The 25,451-nt window shown below is 62.2% G+C and carries 20 protein-coding genes and 2 pseudogenes; 14 read left to right on the forward strand and 8 right to left on the reverse strand.

Annotated elements, in window-relative coordinates; all coding sequences use genetic code 11:
• Positions 1 to 22 precede the first annotated feature (22 nt).
• The 3 genes from BC1002_RS03125 to BC1002_RS03135 are packed head-to-tail and all read left to right on the forward strand — an operon-like array spanning position 23 to position 2,531.
• Positions 23 to 1,033 (forward strand): glycosyltransferase, encoded by a 1,011-nt coding sequence (locus tag BC1002_RS03125; protein WP_157874641.1) that lies wholly within the window; start codon positions 23 to 25, stop codon positions 1,031 to 1,033.
• 5 nt (positions 1,034 to 1,038) lie between these two features.
• The gene (locus BC1002_RS03130) at positions 1,039 to 1,629 is read left to right on the forward strand and encodes a histidine phosphatase family protein (protein ID WP_013088624.1); all 591 of its coding nucleotides are present in this window, start codon (positions 1,039 to 1,041) and stop codon (positions 1,627 to 1,629) included.
• Positions 1,626 to 2,531 (forward strand): hypothetical protein, encoded by a 906-nt coding sequence (locus tag BC1002_RS03135; RefSeq protein ID WP_013088625.1) that lies wholly within the window; start codon positions 1,626 to 1,628, stop codon positions 2,529 to 2,531. Before BC1002_RS03130 ends, BC1002_RS03135 begins: the two co-directional genes overlap by 4 nt.
• A gap of 69 nt (positions 2,532 to 2,600) precedes the next feature.
• Here the strand turns inward: BC1002_RS03135 and BC1002_RS03140 are convergent, their stop codons facing one another.
• The 4 genes from BC1002_RS03140 to BC1002_RS03155 are packed head-to-tail and all read right to left on the reverse strand — an operon-like array spanning position 2,601 to position 10,105.
• On the reverse strand, positions 2,601 to 3,716 hold the full coding sequence (locus BC1002_RS03140) for a glycosyltransferase (protein WP_013088626.1): 1,116 nt from the start codon (positions 3,714 to 3,716) through the stop codon (positions 2,601 to 2,603).
• Complete coding sequence (locus BC1002_RS03145) at positions 3,713 to 6,949, reverse strand: glycosyltransferase family 4 protein (RefSeq protein ID WP_013088627.1); 3,237 nt, start codon at positions 6,947 to 6,949, stop codon at positions 3,713 to 3,715. Before BC1002_RS03145 ends, BC1002_RS03140 begins: the two co-directional genes overlap by 4 nt.
• A complete protein-coding gene (locus BC1002_RS03150) occupies positions 6,942 to 9,137 on the reverse strand; it encodes a glycosyltransferase family 2 protein (RefSeq protein WP_013088628.1) in 2,196 nt (731 codons plus the stop codon). Before BC1002_RS03150 ends, BC1002_RS03145 begins: the two co-directional genes overlap by 8 nt.
• A complete protein-coding gene (locus BC1002_RS03155) occupies positions 9,134 to 10,105 on the reverse strand; it encodes a glycosyltransferase (RefSeq protein WP_013088629.1) in 972 nt (323 codons plus the stop codon). The genes BC1002_RS03150 and BC1002_RS03155 overlap by 4 nt, the downstream gene beginning before the upstream one ends.
• 635 nt (positions 10,106 to 10,740) lie before the next feature.
• On the opposite strand from BC1002_RS03155, the gene BC1002_RS03160 reads away from it, so the two are divergent.
• From BC1002_RS03160 to BC1002_RS03185, 8 genes and pseudogenes are all read left to right on the forward strand, one after another.
• Positions 10,741 to 11,700 carry an NAD-dependent epimerase/dehydratase family protein gene (locus BC1002_RS03160; RefSeq protein ID WP_013088630.1) on the forward strand — a complete coding sequence of 320 codons (960 nt, stop codon included), beginning with the start codon at positions 10,741 to 10,743 and terminating at the stop codon, positions 11,698 to 11,700.
• Between the two features lie 52 nt (positions 11,701 to 11,752).
• Positions 11,753 to 12,775, forward strand: a complete 1,023-nt coding sequence (locus BC1002_RS03165) for an MraY family glycosyltransferase (protein WP_013088631.1) — start codon at positions 11,753 to 11,755, stop codon at positions 12,773 to 12,775.
• 11 nt (positions 12,776 to 12,786) lie between these two features.
• Positions 12,787 to 14,667, forward strand: a complete 1,881-nt coding sequence (locus tag BC1002_RS03170) for a polysaccharide biosynthesis protein (protein WP_013088632.1) — start codon at positions 12,787 to 12,789, stop codon at positions 14,665 to 14,667.
• A 467-nt stretch (positions 14,668 to 15,134) separates the two neighbouring features.
• Positions 15,135 to 15,653, forward strand: a complete 519-nt coding sequence (locus BC1002_RS36015; protein ID WP_013088633.1) for a DUF2778 domain-containing protein — start codon at positions 15,135 to 15,137, stop codon at positions 15,651 to 15,653.
• 320 nt (positions 15,654 to 15,973) lie between these two features.
• Positions 15,974 to 16,227: pseudogene (locus BC1002_RS36020) on the forward strand (tlde1 domain-containing protein); the annotation flags it as partial.
• Positions 16,208 to 16,462, forward strand: a complete 255-nt coding sequence (locus BC1002_RS03180; RefSeq protein ID WP_013088635.1) for a hypothetical protein — start codon at positions 16,208 to 16,210, stop codon at positions 16,460 to 16,462. The pseudogene BC1002_RS36020 and the gene BC1002_RS03180, both read left to right, overlap by 20 nt.
• Before the next feature lie 233 nt (positions 16,463 to 16,695).
• A pseudogene (locus tag BC1002_RS38730) lies at positions 16,696 to 16,857 on the forward strand (DUF2778 domain-containing protein); the annotation flags it as partial.
• Complete coding sequence (locus BC1002_RS03185; RefSeq protein ID WP_013088636.1) at positions 16,838 to 17,092, forward strand: hypothetical protein; 255 nt, start codon at positions 16,838 to 16,840, stop codon at positions 17,090 to 17,092. The pseudogene BC1002_RS38730 and the gene BC1002_RS03185, both read left to right, overlap by 20 nt.
• A 232-nt stretch (positions 17,093 to 17,324) precedes the next feature.
• On the opposite strand, the gene BC1002_RS37590 is transcribed toward BC1002_RS03185, so the two are convergent.
• Positions 17,325 to 17,519: a hypothetical protein gene (locus BC1002_RS37590; RefSeq protein ID WP_157874642.1), complete on the reverse strand. Its 195-nt coding sequence runs from the start codon at positions 17,517 to 17,519 to the stop codon at positions 17,325 to 17,327.
• 185 nt (positions 17,520 to 17,704) lie between these two features.
• Between BC1002_RS37590 and BC1002_RS03195 the strand changes: the two genes are divergently transcribed.
• Positions 17,705 to 18,361 (forward strand): YqhG/Tai3 family protein, encoded by a 657-nt coding sequence (locus BC1002_RS03195; protein WP_013088638.1) that lies wholly within the window; start codon positions 17,705 to 17,707, stop codon positions 18,359 to 18,361.
• 238 nt (positions 18,362 to 18,599) lie between these two features.
• Here the strand turns inward: BC1002_RS03195 and BC1002_RS03200 are convergent, their stop codons facing one another.
• Positions 18,600 to 19,700: an MraY family glycosyltransferase gene (locus BC1002_RS03200; RefSeq protein WP_013088639.1), complete on the reverse strand. Its 1,101-nt coding sequence runs from the start codon at positions 19,698 to 19,700 to the stop codon at positions 18,600 to 18,602.
• A 249-nt stretch (positions 19,701 to 19,949) separates the two neighbouring features.
• Between BC1002_RS03200 and BC1002_RS03205 the strand changes: the two genes are divergently transcribed.
• The gene (locus BC1002_RS03205; protein ID WP_013088640.1) at positions 19,950 to 21,515 is read left to right on the forward strand and encodes a methyl-accepting chemotaxis protein; all 1,566 of its coding nucleotides are present in this window, start codon (positions 19,950 to 19,952) and stop codon (positions 21,513 to 21,515) included.
• Between the two features lie 104 nt (positions 21,516 to 21,619).
• Positions 21,620 to 23,173: a hypothetical protein gene (locus tag BC1002_RS03210; protein ID WP_013088641.1), complete on the forward strand. Its 1,554-nt coding sequence runs from the start codon at positions 21,620 to 21,622 to the stop codon at positions 23,171 to 23,173.
• A gap of 79 nt (positions 23,174 to 23,252) precedes the next feature.
• On the opposite strand, the gene galE is transcribed toward BC1002_RS03210, so the two are convergent.
• Positions 23,253 to 24,275, reverse strand: coding sequence for a UDP-glucose 4-epimerase GalE (gene galE, locus BC1002_RS03215; RefSeq protein ID WP_013088642.1), 1,023 nt, complete (start codon positions 24,273 to 24,275; stop codon positions 23,253 to 23,255).
• Between the two features lie 13 nt (positions 24,276 to 24,288).
• The gene (locus tag BC1002_RS03220) at positions 24,289 to 25,437 is read right to left on the reverse strand and encodes a glycosyltransferase family 4 protein (protein WP_013088643.1); all 1,149 of its coding nucleotides are present in this window, start codon (positions 25,435 to 25,437) and stop codon (positions 24,289 to 24,291) included.
• Positions 25,438 to 25,451: the final 14 nt, after the last annotated feature.

Consider the following 25,451-nt stretch of genomic DNA (forward strand, 5'->3'; position numbering starts at 1 on the left):
GCGTTCCATGACCGATGGGCGAATGAATTCGCGCACCATCGGCGCGCGCTTCGCGCCTTTGCTTTCGTACATGCAGCGCCATCAGCTGATCGAGTGGGAGCAGATCTCGGAGGCGGACGTTGGCGTCAGCCATCTGCATCGCTTCGACGTCGTGCTGTTCAACAAGCACGTGTCGAACCTGTCGCTGAAGATCATGCGGATGGCGAACGAACTCGGTCTTCATACGATTTACGATCTCGACGACTGGCTGCTCGATCTGCCGTCGTGGAGCGTGCTCGAAATGAACGAGGACGTGCTCTACAACGTGCTCGCGATGATTCGCGAAGCGAGCGCGGCCACGGCGTCGAACGCGCTGTTGCAGGATCGCATGCGCAAAGTGCGGCGTTCCGACGACGTGCTGATCATCCCGAACGGGTTCGACGATCAGGCGTTCGACCTGTCGCCAGAACTGTGGACCGAAACGCAGCCGCCAAAGATCATCTTCTCCAATCTCGACGGCATCAAGCTCGTGAGCTTTCGCAAGGAGTTTTTCGGCACCTTGCGCAGCTTTCTCGCGCGCCACGAAAACGTGTCGATCGACTTCTGGGGCGATCCGTTTCCGGAGCTCAACACGATTCCCCGCATGACGCATCGCGGCAGCCGCGGCAACCTCGAATACAAGAAGGCGATTCGCGACGAAGGCTACACGTTCGCGATCGTGCCGCTCGGCGCCGAAGAAGATCCGGAGACGCTGTTTTTCAACTCGTGCAAGTCGCCGATCAAATACGCGGACTACGGCAGCCTCGGCATCCCGAGCATCTATTCCGATTGCCCGACCTACCGCGAAAACGTCAAGCATCGTGAGACCGGATACATTGCGTCGAACACGGCCGAGAGCTGGGCTCGCGCGCTGGAGGACATGCTGGGCGACGCGCAGCTTCGCCAGTCGATCCGCCGCAATGCCTATGCCGACGTGTTCGACCGTTTCAGCGTGCGACGCATTTCGTCGATGTTCCTGAAGGCCTTGCCCGGCCCCAAGTCCCAAAGCAGCTAATACCTATGGATCTTCTTCTGATTCGCCACGGCCAGTCGCATGCGAACGTGGCCGGCCTGTTGAACTCGACCGAACAGGACGAGTTGACCGAGCATGGTCTGCAGCAGGCCGCGAAGCTGCGCACGCTGATGGAAAGCTACGGTTTCGTGCCCGATCGGGTTTTTTCGAGCCCATGGCGGCGTGCGTTGCAGACCACCGAAGTGCTGTTCAAGGACAGGAGCGACTGGACCGTCGACGCCCGTCTCGGCGAAACCAATGCAGGGCGGTTCGCGACCTGGAAGGCCGAAGATTTTCGTCTGGCGTTCCCCGACTGGGGCAAACATCTGTCGGACCGTTACGAGGGTGGTGAGTCGCATCTCGAACTGGCCGCGCGTTCGGTGAACTGGCTCGAGGAGGAAGTGCTGCGGCACGCGGATCAGCCCGGTCTGATCGCCGCGGTGTGCCACGCGGGACCGATCTCGGTGATCTCGCAATACCTGCTGAATGTGCCGTTGTCCCGCTTCCCCAACGTGCTGGTGCCGAACGCATCGCTGACGCTGTTCCGGCGCAACGTGCATACCGGAAACTTTTATCTGCAGATTGCAGGGCTGTCATGAGTGCATCGATCAAGATTTTCGAGCCGCTATATGCGCCGGGGCAGGTTCTGTCCGAACAGGCTTTTCATCCGCTCGAGATGCGCGACAACGCGCACGCCGCGTGGCGCGAGTTCTATATCCTCGTCGACATGTACCGCAAGGGCATGCATCGGCAGCAGCAGATCACCGGCCTGTTTTCGCCGAAGTTCGCGCTGAAGGCGCGCATAGACGGCAGCCGGTTTCTGCAGTTCGTAGAGGCCAATGCCGACGCCGACGTCTGGATGATCAATCCTTTTCCGCAACTCGCGTATTTCTCGTACACCGCGTGGATGCAGGGGGAGCATGCGCACCCGGGACTCGTCGAACGCAGCCAGCAACTGCTCGACGCCTGCGGCATTGCGTGGAATCTGCGCGAGGCGCCCCGTCAGTCGCCGCGCACGCTGTGCTACTGCAATTTCTGGGTCGGTTCGCAGTCGTTCTGGGAGAACTACGTCGGCAAGGTGCTCGAGCCGATTGCCACGTTCCTCGAAACACAGAGCGGCACCGACGCCGCGCGCGGCGTGCTGGAGCCCACGGTCCACTCGGACGACGCACCGTTCCTCCCGTTCGTTGCCGAGCGTCTGTTCAGCACGTATCTGTCGCTGCGTCCCGAGTTGAAGGTGGCGGCCTATCCGATCGAAGGCGACCAGGTGCTGGACTATTGCGTCAGCGATTTCGAAAGAGACATCGTGCGCTACATGCAAAAGCCGATCGACGCGGCGGATCGCGCGCCGGTCTTTCCGACCGAGCAGATTGCGTTGATGGATTTGCTGTGCACGCTATCGCAGAAGTACGTGCGCGCGCATTTCTCGTTCACGCCGCACCCGCATACCGGGCAACCGATCGACTTTGACAGGGCCGGCAAGCCACCCGTGAACGAGTGAGGCGGCGCGATCGGGGTCGATCGCGCCGAAGTACGCCGATATGCGTTGGTCAGCGGCGGCGCTGACTCTCTATCTCTTCTCGGCGGAAGCGGTCGCCGTATCCGCGCGCGCATGCGTTGACGGGGCCGCGATGCCGACACCGGCGCCGATGAAGATGTTGCGCCATACCTCGTCGCTGGCACGTTGCAGCACGCCGTCGGCGTGCTTGACGAAGGCCGTGTCGATCGGACTGCGGCCGTGGGATTGGCCGAGGCGCTGCGCGATCACCGGTATCCAGGCGGCGAGTTCGGCATTGGCGTCGAACACGCAGTCGGGCGGGCAAATCTCCTGAGCGGCCGTGCCGCCGCGCACGAATACGGGCTTGCCGTAATGCATCGCTTCGAGCACCGGCACGCAGAAGCCCTCGTGGCGGCTCATCGCAAGCAGCGCGTGGGCGGATTCGTAGCACTCGAACAGATCGGCGTCGTCGAGCATGCCCTTGAAGTCGACCTGTTCGAGCACGCCGAGACGTCGCGCGTGATTGATCAGAAATTTCAGGTAATCGTAGTTCGGCGTGCTGCCGACGATGCTCAGCGTCGCGCCGAAATCACGCTGCTTCAGCAGCGACAGAATCTCAATGCCGTCCTCGATGCGTTTATGCGGCACCACGCGGCCCACCATCAGCAGGTTCGGCTCGGGGCGCTTGCGGCCCTTGCGCGGCCCTTCGCGCCGGAACACGTACATGTCGGGAAAGATCGGCGGCACGACCTTGACGGCGTCCGCCGCGACGATGCCGGCGACGCTCGCCGCCGTGCTGCGCGAATTCGCGACGACGGTGTCGAAGCGCGCGAGCAGCGGCAGTTGCGCGAGTGCCTTCTCGCACAACTGCGCGGTGCGCGGTTCCAGCGCGCGCAGCAACTGCGGGTCCGTCACGCCGTGGATGTAGCAGATCTTCCTGCAGTCGAGCGCGAGTATCCGCTCGAGGTATGGATCGTAGATCGAGTAACTCAGCAGGACCACATCGTCGCGAGTGACCTCTTCGAACAATGCGTCAAGCGGGCGCACTCCATTTGTTCCCTCCTCGAAACCGCTTGCATACAGCTCGGCCCTCATGCCGAGACGCTCAGCCATGCGTACGAAACCGATGCAGTGGTTACCCACCGCATCGCCCGAGAAAATGTCTGGAGCACATACCCGCAGCGTCATATCGTCTTCGCCTCCGCAATGTCGTTCAGCCGTCGCGCATACGCGCGTGCGACTGCCTCAACTGAGTAATCGCGCTCGATGCGCGCCTTCCCCGACAGTGCGATGCGCTCACGGAGTGGCGCATCGTCGATCATGCGTTTGAGCTGTTCCGCCGCGATCGATACATCCGGATCGCACCAGTACTGACCTTCGGCGAACAGATAGTCGCCGGGACGCAGCGGCACGAGTTCGCCGTCTACGAGAAATGCGGTGTCGGATTCGCAGAAGTCGACGTTGCCCGAGAAGTTCGTGACCACGACCGGCTGCCCCAACGCCATCGCCTCGGCGATCACGCGGCCGAAACCTTCGCTACGGTGCAGCGAAATGTAGGCGTCGCAACAGGCCATGAAGTCGGTCGAATCCTGGCGGCTCAGACGCTCGGACACGATGTGGATGCGGCTATCGCCCGCGGTGAGGTCGAGCACGGCGCGCCATACCGGGTCGTCGTCGCGCACGTTCATCGCCTTGATGACGAGCCCGACGCCCGGCGAGCTGTCGCCGAACGCCTGCTTGAACGCCTGTACGCCGGCGAGCGGATTCTTGCGGCTCAGCCACGAGTTGCCGTCGAACATCAGGTAGAACAGGAACTCGTTGGTCGGCAAACCAAAGCGCTCGCGCTTCGGGTCGAGCGGCGCGGGCACCTCGACCGCCATCGGCATCTGGTAGACCGGCGTATTGCCGAGCCGGCTATAGACGCTCTGCACGAAGCGGCTCTGCGCCCAGATTTCGTCGACCATCTGATGCACGTTGCCGAACGCGTTCGGCCAGTGAGGCAGTTCCCACGGCCATGCGCCGATCTTGTGCGTGGGCGCGTCGATCAGCTTGCGGCCGCCTTCCAGCGCCAGCCGCACCATTTCGGGCGCCGGCAGGCAGATCAGGCTGATGTTGTACTTGAGCTCTTTGCTGATCAGATGATCGACCGAGTGTTCGAGGCGCGCGGGCCCCGCCATCGGTGCATTGAGCAGCGTGACAGGTGTCGACGACAATTGCAGCACGCGCGCGGCCATGCGCGCGTCTTCGCCGAGGCCGAGCACGCCTTGCGGGAAGCCGATGATGTTGACGCCGAATTCATAGCCGACACCTTCGACACGCGCGTGATAACGGGCCGGCCCGCGCGTGTCGTCATCGGCTTCGTCGTCGGTGCTGTCGGCCCAGCGCACCTTCAGCGAGCCGACCAGCGGATATTCGGTCGGCGCCCACTCGTTCCACCAATGCACGAGCTGGTCGCGGCCTTCTGCGGTGTTCAGGTCGTACACGGCGCGCAGATCCGGGCGGTCGCTCGCGATCATCGTCAGGAAGCGGGGCAGCAAGGTGTCGTCGGCCGGCTGCTCGTCGTCGATTCTCGCGAGCTCTTCGACGAGATGAGTCGGCGTCCATTTGATCGCGGAGTACTCGTCGCGGCCGTGCTGGTCCCACCACGAGATGAAGCCGAGCCGCTCGCTGAAGCTGTTCAGGTTGAACGACGCCTGCAGGTCGGGCCGCTCGTTCCAGATCAGCTGCAAAAAGCGCGGCAGCAGCGGCAGCGCACCTTGTTCGCCAGCTTCCCCGGCGAACAGCGTATCGGGCAACGGCGGGATCACCCAGTGAAGCGCCGGATACTGTTGCTGCCCATGTTCGATCCACCACGACAGACACTTCAGACGCCCAGTGAAGGTGTCGAGCGAGCAGAGTTCCTGCAGATCCTGGCGCTCGCCGTGCAACAGCCGCAGAAAGCGTGGCACCGGCAGCCAGTCGGCGTGCGTGCCCCATTCGGGCTCGAACATCAGCGCAGGCGTGGCGGGCTGCACCGATTCGCCCTCGCGTGCTTCGGCGAGATCGGTCGGCGACCATTGGATCGCGTGGTACTCGCTGTGTCCGTGCTTTTCCCACCACGAAATGAAGGCGAGCCGCTCGCGGAAGCTGCTCAGGTTGAACGACGCCTGCAGGTCAGGCCGCTCGTTCCAGATCAACGGCAGAAAGCGCGGCAGCAGCGGCAGCGCGCCTTGCTCGCCGGCTTCCATTTTGAACAGGCTGTCGGGCAACGGCGGGATGCCCCAGTTGATCGCCGGATACTGGTGCTGCCCGTGCTCGATCCACCACGACAGGCACTTCAGGCGTCCGGTGAAGCTGTCGAGCGAGCAGAGCTCCTGCAAGTCCCGGCGCTCGCCGTGCAGCAGCCGCAGGAAGCGCGGCACCGGCAACCAGTCGGCGTGCGAGCCGAATTCCGGCTCGAACATCGCAGCGGAGGGCGTGGGCGGCACCCATTTGACCGCGTGGTACTGATGCTGGCCGTGTTCGATCCACCACGACAGACAGCTGAGCCGTCCGCGGAAGGACTGCAGCGTGAAGGTCGCCTGCAGGTCCGGCCGGTCCTTGTAGATCTCGCACAGGAAGCGCGGCACGTAAGGGCCGCCGTCCGCGGGAGGCGCTTCGGGCTCGAGCATGAAGCCGCCGATCGGCGGCTGCGACCACTTGATGCGCGGATACTCGCGCTGGCCGTGGTCTTCCCACCAACTGAGCGCGTCGAGCCGCGACGTGAAGCTGTTCAGATTGAAGGCGCTGCGCAGATCCGGCCGCTCGCTCGTGATCAACGCGAGGAAGCGCGGAAACGGCATCGCGCTGGAGTCGGGCGCGTCGATCGGTTCCAGCAACCCGGGCCACGCGATCGGCGGGCGCCACTTCACGCGCGGACAGGTGACCTGACCGTACTGCTCCCACCAGTCGAGGACGTTCAGATAGCCGGTCAGCGTGCTCAGATTGAAGGCCTGAGACAGATCGCCGCGATTGCGCACGATCGTCGTCATCAGCTTCGGCAATTGCAGGCCGGCTTCTTCGAGCACGGTGACGGGTTCGTGCAGCGTTTCGCTCAGATGCTTCGCATCGAGCACGCTCGGTTTGGTCGAACCGAGCCAGTACGTGACGGCGTCCGGATGCCGCTCGATCAGCGTGTCGTTGTCGAGCCGGCGCAGATATTCGAGGTCTTCCTGTCGCAGTACCCAGTCGAAGTCCGGATACGTTTCGCGCGCCGACATTTCCCACCAGAAGTACAGCGTGACGCGGTCATCGAGCACTTTGGAATTGAAGCGCGCAAGATCGGCTCTGAACTTCATCAGAAAGTAGATCGCGCTCGGCAGGCAGAACAGTTCCCCCGGCGATGGATGGCGGTACTCCGCCAGCCATCCGGTCTTATTTTTTTTTGGTCCCAGATTAATCAAGATTTGCAATCCTTGAAGGCCAAGCAAAAGAAAAATCGTCGGCAGTCAGTGTCAGATTCGGTGAATAGCAGGGATCGTTCATCAACAGATGCCCCCAGCGCTGTCTGACCAGCTCGGATTCCTGGTTGAAGCGGCTGATTTTTTCCGGTGTGTCTTCGGCGCCGCGGGTTGCCGATTCGTGATGATAAAGCTCCGCGTAGGGCGTCCACACATTGCGGTAGCCCGCTTGCCGCACGCGCAAGCAAAAATCGATGTCGTTGTAGGCGACGTGTAACTGCTCGTCGAGGCCGCCGACTTCCTTGTAGATCGACTGGCGGATCAGCAGGCACGCGGCGGTCACCGCGCACATCACGTTGCGCAGGCGCGCACGCGCGAAGTAGCCGGGGTGCGTATTGGGGAAATGCTTGTGCGCATGGCTCGCGATCCCGCCGACGCCGAGCACCACGCCGCCATGCTGGATCGTGTCGTCCGGATACAGCAGTTTCGCGCCGACCGCGCCGACATTCGCCTGCAGCGCGACCGACACCATTTCCTCGAGCCAGTCCGCGTTGATCACTTCGATGTCGTTGTTCATCAGACAGACGAAGTCCGCCGTACTGGCGAGCGCGACCCGGTTGTTCAGCGCCGAGTAGTTGAACGGCGAATCGTCGCGCACGACCTTGATTCGCTCGTCCTGCTGCAGGCGCGCGAACAGGTCGTGCGTTTCCTGCTTGACCGAACCGTTGTCGATGATCGTGATGCGGAAGTTCGGGTAGCTCGACTTTTGCCGCACCGATTCCACGCATTGCTCGACGAGCCCAGCGGAATCGCGCGTCGGAATGATGATCTCCACCGACGGCAGTACCTCGGGCAGGTCGTACACGACCTTGTTGAACGCGTCCGTGCCCGGCGCGTGCTCGGTGTGCGCGTTGATGCCGTTGCGCGCAAGATGTTCGTCGAGCGCGCGCATCGCCGCGATGTGCGCGTACGGCTTGGCTTCATGGCCGGCCGCCGTGCTTTCGGGAATCATGCGCCAGTGGTACAGCGCGCGCGGCACGTGATACACCGTGTGATGACCCGCGCGGTCGATCACGCGCAGCGCGAGGTCATAGTCCTGCGAGCCTTCGAAGCCGGTTCTGAAGCCGCCGACCTCTTTCATGACCGAAGTCTTGTAGACGCCGAAATGCGAGATCATGTTCTGGCTCAGGAACAGATCGTAGTTGAAGTCGCATTTGAAGTACGGGTCCGAGCGGACCCCGTCGATCGAGATCTTGTCTTCGTCGCTGTAGATCACCGTCGCGTCCGGATGCGCGTTGATCAGTTCGGCGACGCAGTAGAGCGCGAGCGGATGCAATTCGTCGTCGTGATCGAGCAGGCCGACGAAGTCGCCGATGGCAAGCTCGAGCGCCGTGTTGCTGGAGTTGCTGATGTGGCCGTTGGTCGTGCGGTACGCAACCTTGATGCGCGGATCTTTCGCCGCGTAGCTGTCGAGCACCTGCTTGACCTCGGGGTTCGTCGAGCAGTCGTCGGCGATACAGAATTCCCAGTTTTCGTAGACCTGGTCGACGACCGAATCGATCGCCTTGCGCAGCCATTTGGCCGGCGTGTTGTAGGTCGGCATCACGATGCTGATCAGCGGCTGCAGCGCCCATTCCTTCGAGCGCGCGCGCAGGTCCGGATAAAGCGATGCGGGCGGCTCGTGACGCTCGATCCATTCCTGATACGTGTGACCGACCGTTGGCGGCGGCGCGGGCTGCGCGCCGCCGCCCCACGACGCCATCCGGCGTGCGCGTTCGAGCAGCTCCGTCGGGCAGTCGGTGTCGGCCACCAGTTCGACATTGAAGCCGTTGATCGAAAACAGTCCCGAGCGCGCGATCGGATCGAGGCGCAACGGACCGACGAGCGGCGGAAACGCGACCACCTGATCCACCTTGCCGTTAGCGTCGACCACGAGGCCGATCGTCGCGTGCTCCGACATGCCCGCGCCCGCATCGAAGTAGATCATGCACGGCGAGGCCGGCATGTCTTCTTTCGCGAGCTCGAACGAAATGCGCGCGGCGCGACCCGACAGCTCCTCCCATCCCGTCAGCTCGAACTGTGGATCGCTGTTGGTCGCTTTCCACGCGAACCGGGAATTCGAGGCGGCCTCGACGTGATTCAGGGGACGAAGTTCGAAGTTCTTCATGATGTTCGTCACGGGTTTTGTCATTTCGTCAGCAGGGAATCGTAGAGGTCTTTCAGGGGCGACAGGACGGCCTGCCAGGTCAGATCTCGCGTCGGGGCCGCGGCAGCGCCGCGCGGTTGTGCGAGCGCCGCCCGAATCGAACCGGCAATGCTGTCGACGTCGAACGGATCCAGGTAGGCGACATGCTGCGCGAAATATTCTTCGGTAGAGCCAACCTTCGTCACTGCGATACGCGCGCCCGCCGCATGCGCTTCGAGCGCGGCGAGCCCCGGCGTTTCGAGCGTGCTAGGCAGCACGAACGCTTCGCAGGCCGTGTAGGCGGAGCGCAGCAGTGGCGAATCGTGAGGCAGCGTGCCGGCATAGACGACTTGCTCGCCACCTTCGTCGAAGCACGCCTTCGCATACTCGGGATCGCGCTGATGGCCGATCAGCACGAGCTTCAGTTCGGGGAACGACTTCATCGCGCGGATCAGCGCGAGCTGGTTCTTGCGCGGCTCGATGTTGCCGACATTCAGGATGAAGCGTCCTTCGATGCCGTATTCACGGCGGAACGGCTCCGGCGCGACCGGCTCGTAAAAGCTCGGTTCGACGCCGTTCAAGACGCTCGCGAACTTCTCGCGCGGCAGGTCGAAGATGCGCGCGAGCGTGTCGCACTCGATCTCGGAGTTCGCGACCACGCGGTCCGCGAGAGAAAACTGATGATGGATCTCGCCGATCGGATAGAGGTGCCTGGTTTCTTCGGTCACCCACAGGCTCGACGACACGACGAGCGGCAAGCCGAGTTGCTTGACGAAGTTGCACAGGTGCACCGAGCCACCGACGCACGAGAAGAAATGCACCACGTCGTGTTCCAGAAAACGCGGCTTCCACGGATCGAACAGCGTGACGTCGACGCCATGCGCGGGCAGATGCTTGTGATACGCAAGCAACTGGATTTCTCCGCCGCCGGGGGTATGGAAGGCCATCGGGTAGGTGGCGAACAACACTTTCATAGATCGGGCTCTAGTCGCTCAAACAGTTCTTTTCTTCAGACCAGCACGTCGTGGCACGCCGCTGCGCGTAACGCGCGGGATCGGCGGCGAGACCGGCAGGTTTCGGGACATTCACGTGGATGCGCGCCGCGCGCTGGCGCGGCCTCCAGGCGTTGACTTGCCGGTGCGGGGGCCCGGGCCTTTTCGCACGGCCGGCGAGCAGGCCTGAGTGTGCTGTTGTCGAGCACGTCGGATCGATACCACGAATTCCACATGCGCGAATATGTTTGAGTTGTTACGAAGTGTACGAGCGACGCGCCAGCGGGCGCAGGTCCGTTTTATTATCACGGCCCGACGCTCGTGCCGCGTGTTGGGGCTGCCGGCGTGGTCGCGGCGGCGCAGACATTCTAGCGTCCAGGCGGCGGGCTGCCATCCCTGACGACTCGCAGGCCGCGACGGGTGTCGCCCGAATACAATACGTTCCCAGCCAGACTTCCTGAGAAAGCACCGCCGATGCCAGATTGTATCGTGTCTGATCCGCCTTTCCCGCCGTTTGCGGCCGTGTCGACTCCTGACGGCGATCGTCTGTTTGCGTGGGTCGCGCGGCATGGCGTCGGCGAAATCGAGCGCCGCGAAATGCATGACGGAGCATTGCGATGAGTCTGCAGATCCTCGTCACCGGCGCCAACGGTTTCGTCGGCCACGCGGTGTCGCGCGCGTTGCTGCGGCGGGGCGATCGCGTGACCGGCGCGGTGCGCCGGCCACAGACGGCAGCAGAGGGCGTGCGCGAATGGCTGCTCGATACCGAAGACTTCGCGGGCATCGACCAGCGCTGGCCGGTCGCGCTCACTTGCGATGCGGTGATCCATCTGGCGTCGCGCGTGCACGTGATGCAGGAAACGCTGACCGAGCCACTCGCCGCCTATCGCGCGACCAACGTCGAGGGCAGCTTGCGGGTCGCGGCCGCGGCAAGGCGCGCGGGCGTGCGGCGCTTCGTGTTCGTCAGCAGCATCAAGGCGATGGGCGAGGCGAGCAGCGGCCGGCCGATCGCCGAAACGGATCAGCCAGCGCCGTCCGATGCATATGGCATCTCGAAACTGGAAGCCGAGCGCGCGCTGGTCGACTACGGCCGCTCGACGGGACTCGAAGTCGTCGTGGTGCGCCCGCCGCTGGTCTACGGACCGGGCGTGCGCGCGAACTTCCTGCAGCTGATGAACGCGGTCGCGAAGGGCATTCCGTTGCCGCTCGGCGCGGTCAGCGCGCTGCGCAGCCTCGTGTTCGTCGATAACCTCGCGGACGCGCTCGTGCATTGCGCGACCGATCCTCGCGCGGCCGGCGAAATCTTCCACGTGACCGACGGCCGCGACCTCACTGTGCCGGAGCTCGCGCGTCTGTTGGCCACGCAGCTTCACGTGCCCGCGCGGCTCGTGCCGGTGCCGGCGAGCCTGCTGCGTGTCGCGGGCCGGCTGACCGGCCGCTCGGCGCAGATCGACCGGCTGATCGGCGAGCTGCGCGTCGACAGTTCGCATATCCGCGAATGTCTGAACTGGTCTGCGCCGCACACGGTCGAGCATGGGCTGCTCGAAACCGTCGCGTGGTATCGCTCGACGCATTGACCACGTGTCGAACCTGCCTTGACTCCGACCTGATCCGCTAACGCTATCGACGATGCCGCTCGCTGCACATTCCGCCTCTTCCGTCGTTTCTTTATTGCCGTGGGGCATCGCGGCGCTGGCCGCCTGCGCGGCGATCCTGTGGACGCTGCTGCGCACCGGCCTCGCGTGGCGGCTCGCCACCGACATCCCCAATGACCGCTCGCTGCACACACGTCCGACGCCGCGCGTCGGCGGCTGGGGCATCGTGCCGGTCGCAGTGTTGCTGATCGCGCTCGCGGCGCCGTCGCTGTGGCTGCCCGTGCTTGCCGCGGCGCTGCTCGCGGCGCTATCGCAGATCGACGACCGACGCGGTCTGCCCGCACGGGTGCGCTTCGGCGGCCATGCGGCGGCGGTGGCGGCGCTGATCGCCGTCTATCCAGCCGACGTGCCGTGGTGGGCGCTCGCGTGCATGGCGGTTTTACTTGTGTGGCTCGTCAATCTCTACAACTTCATGGACGGCTCGGACGGCCTCGCGGGCGGCATGGCGCTGTTCGGGTTCGGCGGCTACGCGGTGGCCGCCTCGCTGTCGGCGCACACGGACGCGGCGCTCGCGACGGCGAGCCTGATCGTCGCGGGCGCGGCCGCGGGCTTTCTGCTGTTCAACTTTCACCCAGCGCGCATCTTTCTCGGTGACGCCGGCTCGATCCCGCTCGGCTTTCTGGCCGGCGCGCTCGGCTATTGGGGCTGGCGCGAGGGCGTGTGGCCGGTGTGGTTTCCGGCGCTGTGCTTCGCGCCGTTCATCGGCGACGCGTCGGTCACGCTGCTCAAGCGCCTGCTGCGCGGTGAAAAATTTTGGCAGGCGCATCGTGAACACTACTATCAAAGACTGGTGCAGTCGGGTTTGGGGCATGCATCGACCGCGTGGATTTGGTACTTGTTCATGGCGGCGGGCATAATGCTTGCTATTTGGGCGCTACAATTCGCTCTTCTGTATCAATGGCTGGTTGTCGTCGCATGGGCTGCCGTGCTGGTGATAGCAGGGCTGTGTATTGATCGCCGCTGGCGGCGCCATGTGTCCCGTTCCGGGCCAATCTGAGGTTCTGCGCAATGAAAAGCTTCAAAGCCAGATGGCTTTCGTTCAGTGCGTTTGCGTTCGACCTGTGCGCGGTGGCCATGGCCTGGATGCTGGCCTATGTGATCCGGTTCAACGGACCGGTGCCCGCGCCGTTCTGGTCGAGCGGGCTGCATGCACTCGTGTGGGTGCTGCTGATCTACGCGGTGATGTTTCGCAGCTACGGCCTTTATCGCGGCATGTGGGTGTTCGCGAGCCTGCCCGATCTCGTGCGGATCGCGAAGGCGATCGGCGTCGGCGCGCTCGTCGTCGTGATCGGCTCGGCGCTGTTGCAGCCCGCGCCGGTCGTGCCGCGCTCGGTGCTGATCGTGTCGCCGATGCTGCTGTTCCTGACCATGGGCGGCTCACGCGCGCTGTATCGGGCGGCCAAGGAGTTCTATCGCTACGGCGGGCTGGTCGGTCAGGGCAAGCCGGTGCTCGTGCTCGGCGCGGGCAATGCCGGCGCGAACCTCGTGCGCGAGCTGAAGCGCTCGGGCCAATGGCGCCTCGTCGGTCTGCTCGACGACGATCCGATCAAGCAGGGCCGTGAAATCTACGGCTATCGCGTGGTGGGTGCGATCAGCGATCTGCAGAAAATCTGCGCGGAGCTAAAGGTCGAGCACGTGATCATCGCGGTGCCGTCGGCGTCGGTGGAAGCGCATCGGCGCATCGCCACGCTGTGCGTGCGCGCAGGCGTACGCGCGATGACGCTGCCCGCGCTCACGCCGCTCACGCAAGGCCAGGCGTTCCTGTCGCGCGTGCGGCAGATCGATCTCGAAGACCTGCTCGGCCGCGATCCGGTGACGATCGACACCGAGCACGTCGCCGCGCTGCTGAAAAACCGCGTCGTGATGGTGACGGGCGCGGGCGGCTCGATCGGCTCGGAGCTGTGCCGGCAGATCCTGCGCTTCGGTCCGGTGCAACTGGTCGCGTTCGACATCTCCGAGTTCTCGATCTATCGCCTGAACGAAGAACTGCGCGACAAGTATCCGGAAGTGTCGGTGGTGCCGCTCGTCGGCGACGTGAAGGACTCGCTGCTGCTCGATCAGGTGATGGCGCGCTACTGTCCGCACATCGTGTTTCATGCGGCAGCCTACAAGCACGTGCCGTTGATGGAAGAGGTCAATACGTGGCAGGCGGTGCGCAACAACGTGCTCGGCACGTACCGCGTTGCGCGCGCGGCGATCCGTCACGACGTCGCGCATTTCGTGCTGATCTCGACCGATAAGGCCGTCAACCCGACCAACGTGATGGGCGCGAGCAAGCGGCTCGCGGAGATGGCGTGCTCGGCGCTGCAGCAGCAGGGCGCGCGGCGCACGCAGTTCGAAACCGTGCGTTTCGGCAACGTGCTCGGCAGCGCGGGCAGCGTGATTCCGAAGTTCCAGGAGCAGATCGCGCGCGGCGGACCGGTGACGGTCACGCATCCGGAGATTACGCGTTTCTTCATGACGATTCCGGAGGCGTCGCAACTCGTGTTGCAGGCATCGAGCATGGGGCGCGGCGGCGAGATTTTCATTCTTGACATGGGCAAGCCGGTGCGTATCGCCGATCTCGCGCACGATCTGATCCGCCTGTACGGCTTCACCGAAGAGCAGATTCGTGTCGTGTTCACGGGTTTGCGGCCTGGCGAAAAGCTCTACGAGGAACTGCTCGCCGACGACGAAACCACCACGCGCACGCCGCACCCGAAGCTGCGCATCGCGCAGGCGCGCGAGGTGCCGGACAGCCTGATCGACAACCTGCTGCCGTGGCTGATGCAGCATCGCGTGCCTGCCGACGATGAAGTGCGGCGCGATCTGCGGCGCTGGGTGCCGGAGTATCTGCCGGCGACGGCGACGACGCTGCGTAGTGTGGCGCCGGCGACGCGGGTGTCGTAGGCGTTGCGCTGCCGCGGGTCGTCGGAGTAGTCGAAGCCTTGAATCAGTAACCGCGAAGACGGGTCGTTCGACCCGTTGAAATTGGCCGTTGGATGTTTATCGATAAGAGCCCCTGCAGACCTGCTGGGGCTTTTTTATTTTTGCCGATCAGAGTTGACGACCTTCGCGTAAGACTCGGCTTTTCGGAGTCGTCTGAAGCCTGCGCCCGGCACATACACCTAGGATTGAACCGTCGCCGCCCGGTATGTCAGCCCGCTGAGGTGGCGGCTCTGTTGGCTCTTTTATCTGTGATGCAAATGTTTTGCGCGCCCTTGAGGCGCGCTTTTTTTTGCAGGCGAAAGAGGCAGCAAATCCGGAATCGACCATTAGCGCCAGTGGCACGCGCGCTTGCGGTCAAGGCTCACCAACGGGAGGAACCTATGCAGGACGCAATGACCTACAGCCAGCGCAATCAGGAGGCGTGACACATGGCCTACACCGGCAAATTTCTCGTGAATAACGAGCCACTATCACCGCTCATCATTTCTGGCATCGGCACGTTCAACGCTTATTCGGGCGACTGGCAATACCGCAATCGGGGCGGCTGCACGGCGGTGCCTGGCAAGGGGCCGATTCCCGCCGGTAAGTACTGGATCGTTGACCGTCGGACTGGCGGCATCCGTTCACAGGCTCAGGCGTGGTTGGCAGATGAATGGAATGCCTTCCGGGGAAAGCCGACATATCACGTTGAATGGTTCGCGCTGTATCGGGAGGACGGGAGCATTGATGACTTTACATGGGTCAATGGTGTCAAGCGCGGGCATTTCCGGCTACATCCGGCAGGCGGTGACGGCGTATCACTTGGTTGTATTACCCTGCCGAGCCGTACGGATTTCCTGAGAATCCGCAACTCACTGCTGCACACCATGACGATCCCTGCTGGCAATTCGGGGCTTCGCGCCTATGGAACAATCGAGATCATCACGCATGGCAACACTTGTCCGTAGGCTGTTCAAGATTGGGCTATTCATTTCGTTGTTCCTGCTGTCGGTTCGCTATGTCCCGCCAAATAATGTGTGGACAGAAAGTGAGTCAAACGCATATTGGGCGGTTTCCGAGTGGCTCAGTGTGCAGGACCCTAGGGACTTCTATTTCGTGTTCTGGGTGACCGTCGAACTGATCGTGGCGGTGCTGGCGTATGTTGCGATCGTGCAGGTATGGCGGTGGTATCGCACGAAGTAGACGAAGGCTCCGGCGACGAGGCTCTTTTTTGCCCATCAGAGTTGAGGGCCATCGTGCAAGCCTCGGCTTTTCGGAGTCGTCTGAAGCTTGGTTCGCGCTGTATCGGGACGGGAGCATTGATGACTTTACATGGGTCAATGGTGTCAAGCGCGGGCAGTTCCGATTGCATCCCGCAGGCGGTGAGGTACTTCACTCGGGTGCATCACCCTGCCGAGCCACAACGACTTCATGACATTCCGAACCGCGCTGCTGCATACCGTGAAAATTCCCGCGCGTACTTCGGGGCTTCGCGCCTACGGAACAATTGAGGTCATCACATATGGCAACACTTGCCCGTAGGGTGTTCAAGATCGCCCTATTTCTGTGTCTGTTCGTTCTTTCGGTTCGCTATGTTCGCCCGTATCCCTATCCAATGACGGAGAGCCAGCTAGCCGTATGGTGGCATGCTTCAGATTCGCTCGGTATCCGAGACCCCGGAGATTTGGTTTTAGTGGTGTGGGTGACGATTGAGCTGATCGCGGCGGCACTGGCGTATATGGCGATCATGAGCCTATGGCGGTGGTATCGCGCGTAGTAGACGAAAGCCCCGGCGACGAGGCTTTTTTCGCAGAGAAGAGTTGACGACCATCGCTCACGACCTGGCTTTTCGGAGCTGGCTGAGTCCTGCGCCCGGCAGATACACCTGGCATTGAACCGTCGCCGCCCGGTATGTCATTCCCGCTGAAGTCGCGGCTCTGTTGGCTCTTTCATCTGTGATGCAAATGTCTTGCTCGCCCTCAAAGTGCGCTTCTTTATCCAGGCAAAAGAGGCGGGGGTATTTCGCTTGGCTGCATTACCTTGCCTAGCCTTACGGATTTCCTGAGAATCCGCAACTCACTGCTGCAGACCACGACGATCCCTGCCGGCAATTCGGGGCTTCGAGCCTTTGAAACGATTGAGGTCATCACATATGGCAACACTTATCCGTAGGCTCTTCAAGATCGCGCTGTTTATTGGGTTGTTTCTTCTTTCATTTCGTTATGTCCGGATATCCGATCAGTGGAAAGAAGGTGAAGCGCGAGCATGGTGGGGGACTTCGGATTGGCTCGGTGTCCGCGACCCTGAAGATTTGTATATCGGGGTGTGGTTGACTGTCGATCTCATCGCGGCGACGCTGGCGTATGTGGCGATCGTGAAGCTATGGCGGTGGTATCGCACGAAGTAGACGAAAGCCCGCCGACGGGGTTTTTTGCCCAGGAGAGTTGACGACCGTCGCGCACGCCCCGGCTTTTGGGAGTTGTCTGAAGCCTGCGCCCGGCACATACACCTAGCATAGAACCATCGCCGTCCGGCATATCCCCGCAATATCGAAGATCAGTGTTGCAAAAACGGGGGTGACCATAGATTTTCTAGGAGAGTGGTTTGTCCCACGCTGTCAAGAATTGCGAAACGTCTTCTCACCTGATTACATGTTCTGGCGGCGTCGCGCCTACCCGCGCAGCGCGACCAAGGCGGGCGGTTTCCTTCAAGGTTTCGGCGGGCATGAATGGCGCGGGGTCGGTGTCCGCAAGCGTGACGATAAGGGCGAAAACATTGGTCATGCGTTCAACACCCGCTTCAAGGCGGCGCACTTTTGCGAGGGATTGAAGCATCAGGCAGTTCCGGGCTAACGGATTCATATGAAACGATTTTTAACAATACGAAGTCGGCGAGACGCTTTGACCATAGGGCTTTGACAAACATTGCCATGCGCCGTCAGAGCGTCATGTGCAATAAAGGTACGCCACTTTTCATATTGTCCTAGTGGCATTCTTCACTCTTTAAGGGAACCAATCAGATGTATAACGGGAGCTTGGCTGCGAATTTCGCGTACAGCAACGCTAAGGGACACAGCACGCAGAATTGCGCGAAGTTTGTTCGGCAGGCGATTCAATGGGGCGGCGTCACTGTTGCGCCTACCAACAGCGCAAAGGAGATGGATTTTATCCCGGTCCAGACTACCGAACCACAAGGCCATCATACAAGATCTATCGCCACGACTGACATGCACATAAAGCGCTTTCTTTCAGTTCTCGCGCTATTGGCCTTCGTCTTTTGGCAATCGGCATTTTCCGCTACCGCGCAACCGACGCCGGAAGGGCAAGCAAAGGCGTTTTATTCGTGGTACATCAAGTTAGGTGCAAACCTGACGTTTCCGTTGCTTGACGAAGGAATCTTTGACTACGTGGCGAAAGGTACAGTCAGCAAGCTACGAGACGACTATGAACACGACAGGTTGCCCGGCGATAGTGACTACTTTCTTAAGGTGCAAGATGAAGATGAGAATGATTGGCTCGCCCACATTACAGTTCGTCCTGCAGTGATGTTAGGCCATGTCGCGGTCGTGCCTGTTACGTTCGGTTCAAAGGACAAATTGAGCGTGATTGTGTTCATGCGCAATTTTGGTGGCATCTGGAAAATAACTAAGGTTGACGACATATCTGACCTTCCCTAGTCGGAGGTGAGCGACTAGTTAGAACAGTCGTGTGAGGCCGAATGGTTTTTTTATCGCGTGCATTGATGAATTTCGAGGAATCTCCGTCACGAGAAGGTTTTATTGCTACATCTCGAGCCGAGTAAACGGATCTCGAATTTTCGGCCGATACCCATGCTACACATGAGCCACTTTCGATGCTGCTAAGGCTATTTCGACCAACAAAAAGGCGCCCACGGGGCGCCTTTGTCGTTCCTGCTTACCGCTTCTCCTTCCTCACCACCATCCACCTCGGCGACTTGAACCGCACGATGCTCACGTAAAGCCACACATAAGTCGCCGCAAAAACAACAACGAAGCAGAACAGATGCAGCGTGTGCCGCCAGAACAGCGTCGCCGGCACGACCGCGATCAGGCACAGCAGCCACAGGTACGGCGACGTCAGCGAGTTGCGGCGCGTCAGCTCGCGCGCGGTGCGCGCGCCGACCGCCCAGCGCATCAGCCGCTTGTAGACCAGCATATGCAGATGCACGCCGTCGGGAATGCCCGGCGACATGCCGCGAATGAACTTCTTGCGGTAGATGGAGAAGCAGGTCTCGAAGATCGGGTACATGAAAAGCAGCACCGGATACCACGCGGACACGTCGCGATTACGCATCACGAGCAGGATCGACAACTCGGCGAGCATGAAGCCGATGAAGTACGCACCGCCGTCGCCGAGAAAAATCAGCCCGGCAGGGAAGTTCCAGATGAAGAAGCCGAGCACCGCGCCCATCATCATGAACGACGCGGACAGCACGACCGGGTCGTGCACCTGGAACGCCACATACGCGAGCGACGCGAACATCATGAACGCCACCATCGACGCGAGGCCGTTGAAGCCGTCGATGATATTGATCGCGTTGGCGAGCGCCGCGACCGCGAGCACCGTGACCACGAACGAGATCGCCGCATACGACAGCAGAAAGTCGAGCGGCGGCACGCTGATGTGCGTGACCGCGATGTCGAGAAAGAACCAGGCGAGCGCGGCGGCCGCCATCGTGCAGACGAGGCGCGTGAGCGGCGACACGCGCTTGGTCAGATCTTCGACGAGTCCCGAGCCGAACGCCGGCGTGCCGCACGCGATCAGCCAGAGAATGCTGCCCGACACGGCCGGATACGCGCGATGCAATTGCACCGCGGAGGCGAGCAGCCCGAGCAGAATCCCGGTCCCGCCGATGCGCGGCACCGGACGCACATGGAATTTCTGCACGCCGGCCAGATCGGTATCGGTCGAGAACTTTTCATGCAGATGCGCATAGCGCACGATCAACAGCGTGATCAGCAGAGAGACGAGAAAGCCGAGCGCAAAACTAAGCATGAAAATGGGCCTGAGCGAAGACGCGGAATTATACAAACGAAACGCACGGCGGCCGGCGCGCGGCAGGGACGCAAAGCTTTCATGCGCGCCAGTGGAAATATCCCAGATAGCGAGATCGAAGCGGCCTGCAAAGGCCCGTCAGCGCTGGCTTCTCATGGATTTCCCCTATGCGCCGCACGCGCGCCGCAACCGTAAACCTGGATGCGACGAAGTGTCAGTCGCGCGCAACAAAGGCGTTCCGGAGACCCAATGCTAAACAACATCACAATTCGCGGCGGACTGACGCTCGTGATCAGCGTATTCGTCGCCTTCCTGCTGACAGTAATCGCTGTCGGATACGGCGCGCTGAAGCTCGCCAACGACAGCCTCGCCGACACGCAGCGCAGCGAGGCCGCGCTGTCGCATCTGAAGGCGAGTTCGGAGAAGCTCCTGCAGGTACAGCTTGCGTTGGGCACCTATCAGACGTTGTTCAGCGTCGGCAAGCAGACCGACGATCTGCTGCCGGCCGCGCACAAGGTGCTGCTCGAATCGAACAACGACTTCCGCAGCTACATGGCCGGCCCGTTCGCGAGCGACGCCGAGCGCAAGCTCGCGCACAGCGTCGGCGAGGCGCGCGCGGCGCTCGTCGACAAGGCGGTCGAACCGGAATTCAAGGCACTGACCGACTTCGACTTCAACACCTTCCGTACCATCCAGGGCGATACCGCGAATAGCCTGTACGCGTCTTACTCGAAAGCGATCGACGCGCTCGAAAAAGCACAGATGGACAATCAGCATGAGCAGGCCGCGACCGGCGCGCGACGCTTCCAGCTGGCGACAGTGCTGTTCGGCGCGATCGCGGTGATCGCACTCGTGATCGCCGTGGGCGCGCGCGTCGCGTTGTCGTCGGCGCTGATCAAGCCGGTCAACGCGACGGTCAAGCACTTCGAGCGCATCGCGGCCGGTGACCTGAGCGTCGCGATCAAGGTGAAATCGCGCAACGAGATGGGTCAGCTGCTCGGCGCGCTGACGCGGATGCGCGACGGCCTCGTCGAAACGGTGGGCAAGGTGCGCGGCAGCACGAGCGCGATCACGCAGGGCGCGAACGAGATCGCGTCGGGCAATGCCGATCTGTCGGCGCGTACCGAGCAGCAGGCGGCCGCGCTGCAGGAGACCGCGGCGAGCATGGAGCAACTGTCGGCGACCGTGAAGCAGAACGCCGACAACGCGAAGCAGGCGAACCGCCTCGCGCACGGCGCGCTCGATACGGTCACGCGCGGCGGCAAGGTGGTGTCGCGCGTGACGGAGACGATGGACGGCATCAGCGATTCGTCGCGCAAGGTCACCGAGATCATCGGCATGATCGAGGGGATCGCGTTCCAGACCAACATCCTCGCGCTGAACGCGGCCGTCGAAGCGGCCCGCGCGGGCGAGCAGGGACGCGGCTTCGCGGTGGTCGCCTCGGAAGTACGCAGCCTCGCGCAGCGCTCGGGCGCGGCGGCCAAGGAGATCAAGGAGCTGATCGGCGAGTCGGCGGCGAAGGTCGAGGAAGGTGCGTCGCTGGTGTCGGATGCGCAGAAGACGATTCAGGAAGCGATGAAGGCCGTCGAGCGCGTGACCGGCGTGATGAGCGAGATCGAGGCGTCGGCGCTCGAACAGAGCGACGGTATCGAGCAGGTCAACAAGGCGGTGTCGCAGATCGACGAAGTCACGCAGCACAACGCGGCGCTCGTCGAGCAGGCGGCCGCCGCGGCGAAGTCGCTGGAGGAGCAGGCCGTGATTCTGAAGGAAGCCATTGCCGTGTTCCGGCTTGAAGAGTCGGGGGCGGCGGCCTAGCGTCCGGCCCGAAGAAATGCGTGGCTGTCGGCGGCATAGCGCGCCGACAGCTACCTTAGAATCCTGTTTTCCATCTGGTTGGACAAAACGAAAGCAGGTGTTCAATGCTCAAAGGGTTGGCAGCGTTTGTTATTTCGGCGCTCTGTGTCTGGCTGTTCATCATCGTATTCGGTCAGACCTTTGCGTCCGCGCAACTGCACGAGGTCGGAGACTTTGCGGCTAACTCGTTGCTGATCGACGACGCGAAGCATTTGAAGCTGCTCGTCGGACATTACTCGCGCGTGGGGTTCAATCATCCTGGTCCTGCGCTTCTTTACGCGCTGGCAGCGGGCGAGATCGTATTTTTCGACCTGACGCACGCGGTCGCGTCGCCGCTTTCCGGTCAGATCCTTGCGGTCGCGCTGCTTTCCGGTTTTTGGATCGCGGCAATCGGGACGCTCTTGATCAGGATGCAGCAGGCGACGAGAGGAGCCACCGCGGCAGCCGTCGTCACCACGACCTTATTCGTTGGTGTCACCGCTTACATCAACTATCAGGCCTTTGCGGGCCCCTGGTTCCCGCATCTCTACTATTTTGCTTTTGCGGCGTTCACGGTGTCCGTAGCCGCATTGATCATGGGACGCGCAGACGGGCTTCTCCTGCTTGCCGTAAGCCTTGGATTCCTGCTGAACGGTCATGCTTCTTTTCTTGGTATGACGGCCGTGATGCTGGCGTGCGCGCTGATAGCCAATACCTGGATTTCCGTCGGATCGGGTTCCAATGAAACCTGGGTGTTGAGCCGGCATTTCCTCGCGGGCAATGTTCGAACGATCGCGGTTGCATTGGCGATCGTGGTGCTTTTCCTGATTCCTCTCGCGATCCAGACGATCCTTCATTTTCCCGGACCGCTCGCTGAATATGCCGCTTTTAGCCATGCGCACCAAGCGAATCGTTTAGTGGACGCCGCGCGCTTTGCCGGTCTTTTCTGGAGTAGTGGACTGTTCGGCATTCTGCTGGGCGCGGCGGCTTGTGCCGTGCTCGTGACGAACGATCCCGCGCGCGACAATGAAAGCCGCGTCGCGCCTGAGCGGGCATTGTCGCTGGCGCTAGCCAGTGCAACAGTCGCCTTTGTGTTCTATGCCGTATTCGGAGTCGACGATCTTTCGCTGACCTATGTCGGAATCTTCTACTACGTCGTTCCTGCTCTGGCGCTGACGTTGCTGGTCAAGCGTTTCCTCGACAATGTGACGGATGCGACGCTGCCCGCTGCCGTGATCGTTTGTGTGGTCGTGGCGGCTTTCACGGCGATCCGGATTCATCAGCCGCCTGAAAACGTTTCCCAGTACGACGATCCGCGAATTCCCGCTGCTTACTCGACTATCCGCAATCTCGAAGCGGGGGGCGGCGTGGCGGTTTTCGACCTCGATGGGTCCGCGGATTGGGAGCGGCTGTGGCCGATTCTGGTGGGCATCGAAGCCTATGCGAAACGTCAGGGCAGCGTACCGTTTTGCATCGCGCAAAACTGGCAGCTCGTGTTCACCCGAGCGGCGCGCTGCACGCCTGACGAAATGCGAGGCGCCCACCGGCGTTTTCTGGTGTCGGCGGTGCCGAAGGAAGGAATGACCGGTGCGGTGAACGTCGCCGGTTTGCATTTTTATCCGCGGGAATCCGCGCAGTAGGCGAGCAAACGGCGGCGGCATCCGCGCTATGCGAATGCCGCCGCCGTCTTTTATACCGACGCGATGAAGCCGAAGCGCTTTACGCAAACCCCTGCGGATTCATCGACTGCCAGCGCCAGTGGTCCGCGCACATGCGCTCGATGCCGAACTGCGCGCGCCAGCCGATGATCTTCTCGGCCGCGCTCGGGTCCGCGAAACACTGCGCGACGTCGCCCGGGCGGCGCGCGACGATCTCGTACGGCACCGGCCGGCCCGATGCTTTCTCGAACGAGCGCACCACGTCGAGCACGCTATAGCCCTGGCCCGTGCCGAGATTGACGACGAAGCTCGCATCGCGCTCGACGAGCGCATCGAGCGCGGCGAGATGCCCGCGCGCGAGATCGACCACGTGGATGTAGTCGCGCACGCCGGTGCCGTCGGGCGTCTCGTAGTCGCCGCCGAACACGCGCAGCTTTTCGAGCTTGCCGACCGCGACCTGCGCGACGTACGGCATCAGGTTGTTCGGAATGCCGGCCGGATCTTCGCCAATCAGGCCGCTCTCATGCGCGCCGACCGGATTGAAGTAGCGCAGCGTCGCGATGCGCCACGACGGGTCCGACACTTCGAGATCGCGCAGGATCTGCTCGGCGATCAGCTTCGATTGACCATACGGATTGGTCGCCGACAGCGGGAACGATTCGTCGATCGGCGAGCTTTTCGGCACGCCATACACCGTTGCCGACGAACTGAACACGAACTGCTTGACGTTGCGATCGCGCATCACGCCGAGCAGCGTCAGCAGGCTGCCGACGTTGTTCGCGTAGTACTCGATCGGCTTCGCGACCGATTCGCCGACCGCTTTCAGCGCCGCGAAATGGATCGCGCCCGTGATCGGATGCGCATCGAAAATGCGCTGCAGCGCGGCTGCGTCGCGTGCGTCGTCGTCGTAGAAGCTCACCGCACGGCCGGTTATTTGCTCGACGCGCCGCAACGATTCGCGCTTGCTGTTCACGAGGTTGTCGATCACCACGACGTCGTAGCCGCCGTTCAACAGTTCGACGCAGGTGTGCGAGCCGATGAAACCCGCGCCGCCGGTTACCAGAATCGTGCCTTTCATGGTCATGCTGTTGCTCCCATTAAAGTAAAACACCCGTGATTTTTTGCACCAGGTCTTTATACGTTTCGACGACCTTGCGTTCGTCGAATTCGGTCGCGACTTTCTGCCGGCCGCGTTCCGCCATCGCGCGACGCTCCGCGCCGCTCATATCGAGCATGCGCGCGAGACTCGCGGCGAGGCTCTGCGCATTGCGCGCTTCGCACAACAAGCCATTGACACCGTCGGTCACCACCTCGCGGCAGCCGGGCACGTCGGTCGCGACGATCGGCCGGCCCATCGCCGACGCTTCCATCAGCGTGCGCGGCACGCCTTCCCGATATGACGGCAGCACCACGCAATCGGCATCGGCGATGAACGGCCGCACGTCGTGCGCTTCGCCCAGATATTGGATCACGCCTTCCTGTTCCCACGCGGCGACTTCGTCGCCCGTGATGGCGCTCGGATTGTCGACGCCGACCGGCCCGAGCAACTGGAAACGCGCATGGGGATAGCGCGCGCGCAGTTGCCGCGCCGCCTCGACGTATTCGCCGACGCCCTTGTCCCACAGCAGCCGCCCGATCAACACGAAGCGAAACTCCGCGCGAGCGCGCAGCGGCGTGAATGCGAACTGCTCGAGATCGACGCCCTCGCCGTGCAACAGCCGCGCGCGTTCCGGGTGCACGAGCAGCTTGCCGTCGATGAACGCGGCCTGATCGTCGCGATTCAGGAACCATACTTCACGCGGAAAGCGGAACGCGAAACGATACAGCCTTTTGGCGATCTGCGCGGCGCGGCTGTGCTGGATGAACACGTAGCCGAGCCCGGTGGTGACCGCCACCGACTGCACGCCAGCGAGCTTCGCCGCGATCGAGCCGTAGATGTTCGGCTTGATCGTGTAGTGAAACACGACATGCGGACGGATCGTCCGGTACTGCCGATAGAGCGCGACGAGCGTGCGCAGATCTTCGCCCGGACTCGTGCCCTTCGACGCCACCGGCAACTCGATGCAACGGCAGCCCATCGCGGCGAGCAACTCGAACGTGCGGTCGCGCGGCGCAAGCACCGTCACATCGACCCCACGCCCGATCAGCGTGCGGATCAGCCCTTGCCGATACGTATAGATTGCCCAGGCCGTGTTGCAAACGAGTGTAATGCGCAGCGCGGGCGTCGACTTGAAAGAGGGCTTCATGCGAAAAAGGGCAC

The organism is Paraburkholderia atlantica (assembly GCF_000092885.1).
Lineage (GTDB): Bacteria > Pseudomonadota > Gammaproteobacteria > Burkholderiales > Burkholderiaceae > Paraburkholderia > Paraburkholderia atlantica.

Bases quoted from the DNA above. Each gene is read 5' to 3' on its own strand.
- BC1002_RS03125 (WP_157874641.1), top strand. From the start codon at position 23: ATGAATTCGCGCACCATCGGCGCGCGCTTCGCGCCTTTGCTTTCGTAC.
- BC1002_RS03130 (WP_013088624.1), top strand. From the start codon at position 1,039: ATGGATCTTCTTCTGATTCGCCACGGCCAGTCGCATGCGAACGTGGCC.
- BC1002_RS03135 (WP_013088625.1), top strand. From the start codon at position 1,626: ATGAGTGCATCGATCAAGATTTTCGAGCCGCTATATGCGCCGGGGCAG.
- BC1002_RS03140 (WP_013088626.1), bottom strand. From the start codon at position 3,716: ATGACGCTGCGGGTATGTGCTCCAGACATTTTCTCGGGCGATGCGGTG.
- BC1002_RS03150 (WP_013088628.1), bottom strand. From the start codon at position 9,137: ATGACAAAACCCGTGACGAACATCATGAAGAACTTCGAACTTCGTCCC.
- BC1002_RS03155 (WP_013088629.1), bottom strand. From the start codon at position 10,105: ATGAAAGTGTTGTTCGCCACCTACCCGATGGCCTTCCATACCCCCGGC.
- BC1002_RS03160 (WP_013088630.1), top strand. From the start codon at position 10,741: ATGAGTCTGCAGATCCTCGTCACCGGCGCCAACGGTTTCGTCGGCCAC.
- BC1002_RS03165 (WP_013088631.1), top strand. From the start codon at position 11,753: ATGCCGCTCGCTGCACATTCCGCCTCTTCCGTCGTTTCTTTATTGCCG.
- BC1002_RS03170 (WP_013088632.1), top strand. From the start codon at position 12,787: ATGAAAAGCTTCAAAGCCAGATGGCTTTCGTTCAGTGCGTTTGCGTTC.
- BC1002_RS36015 (WP_013088633.1), top strand. From the start codon at position 15,135: ATGGCCTACACCGGCAAATTTCTCGTGAATAACGAGCCACTATCACCG.
- BC1002_RS03180 (WP_013088635.1), top strand. From the start codon at position 16,208: ATGGCAACACTTGCCCGTAGGGTGTTCAAGATCGCCCTATTTCTGTGT.
- BC1002_RS03185 (WP_013088636.1), top strand. From the start codon at position 16,838: ATGGCAACACTTATCCGTAGGCTCTTCAAGATCGCGCTGTTTATTGGG.
- BC1002_RS37590 (WP_157874642.1), bottom strand. From the start codon at position 17,519: ATGCTTCAATCCCTCGCAAAAGTGCGCCGCCTTGAAGCGGGTGTTGAA.
- BC1002_RS03195 (WP_013088638.1), top strand. From the start codon at position 17,705: ATGTATAACGGGAGCTTGGCTGCGAATTTCGCGTACAGCAACGCTAAG.
- BC1002_RS03200 (WP_013088639.1), bottom strand. From the start codon at position 19,700: ATGCTTAGTTTTGCGCTCGGCTTTCTCGTCTCTCTGCTGATCACGCTG.
- BC1002_RS03205 (WP_013088640.1), top strand. From the start codon at position 19,950: ATGCTAAACAACATCACAATTCGCGGCGGACTGACGCTCGTGATCAGC.
- BC1002_RS03210 (WP_013088641.1), top strand. From the start codon at position 21,620: ATGCTCAAAGGGTTGGCAGCGTTTGTTATTTCGGCGCTCTGTGTCTGG.
- galE (WP_013088642.1), bottom strand. From the start codon at position 24,275: ATGACCATGAAAGGCACGATTCTGGTAACCGGCGGCGCGGGTTTCATC.
- BC1002_RS03220 (WP_013088643.1), bottom strand. From the start codon at position 25,437: ATGAAGCCCTCTTTCAAGTCGACGCCCGCGCTGCGCATTACACTCGTT.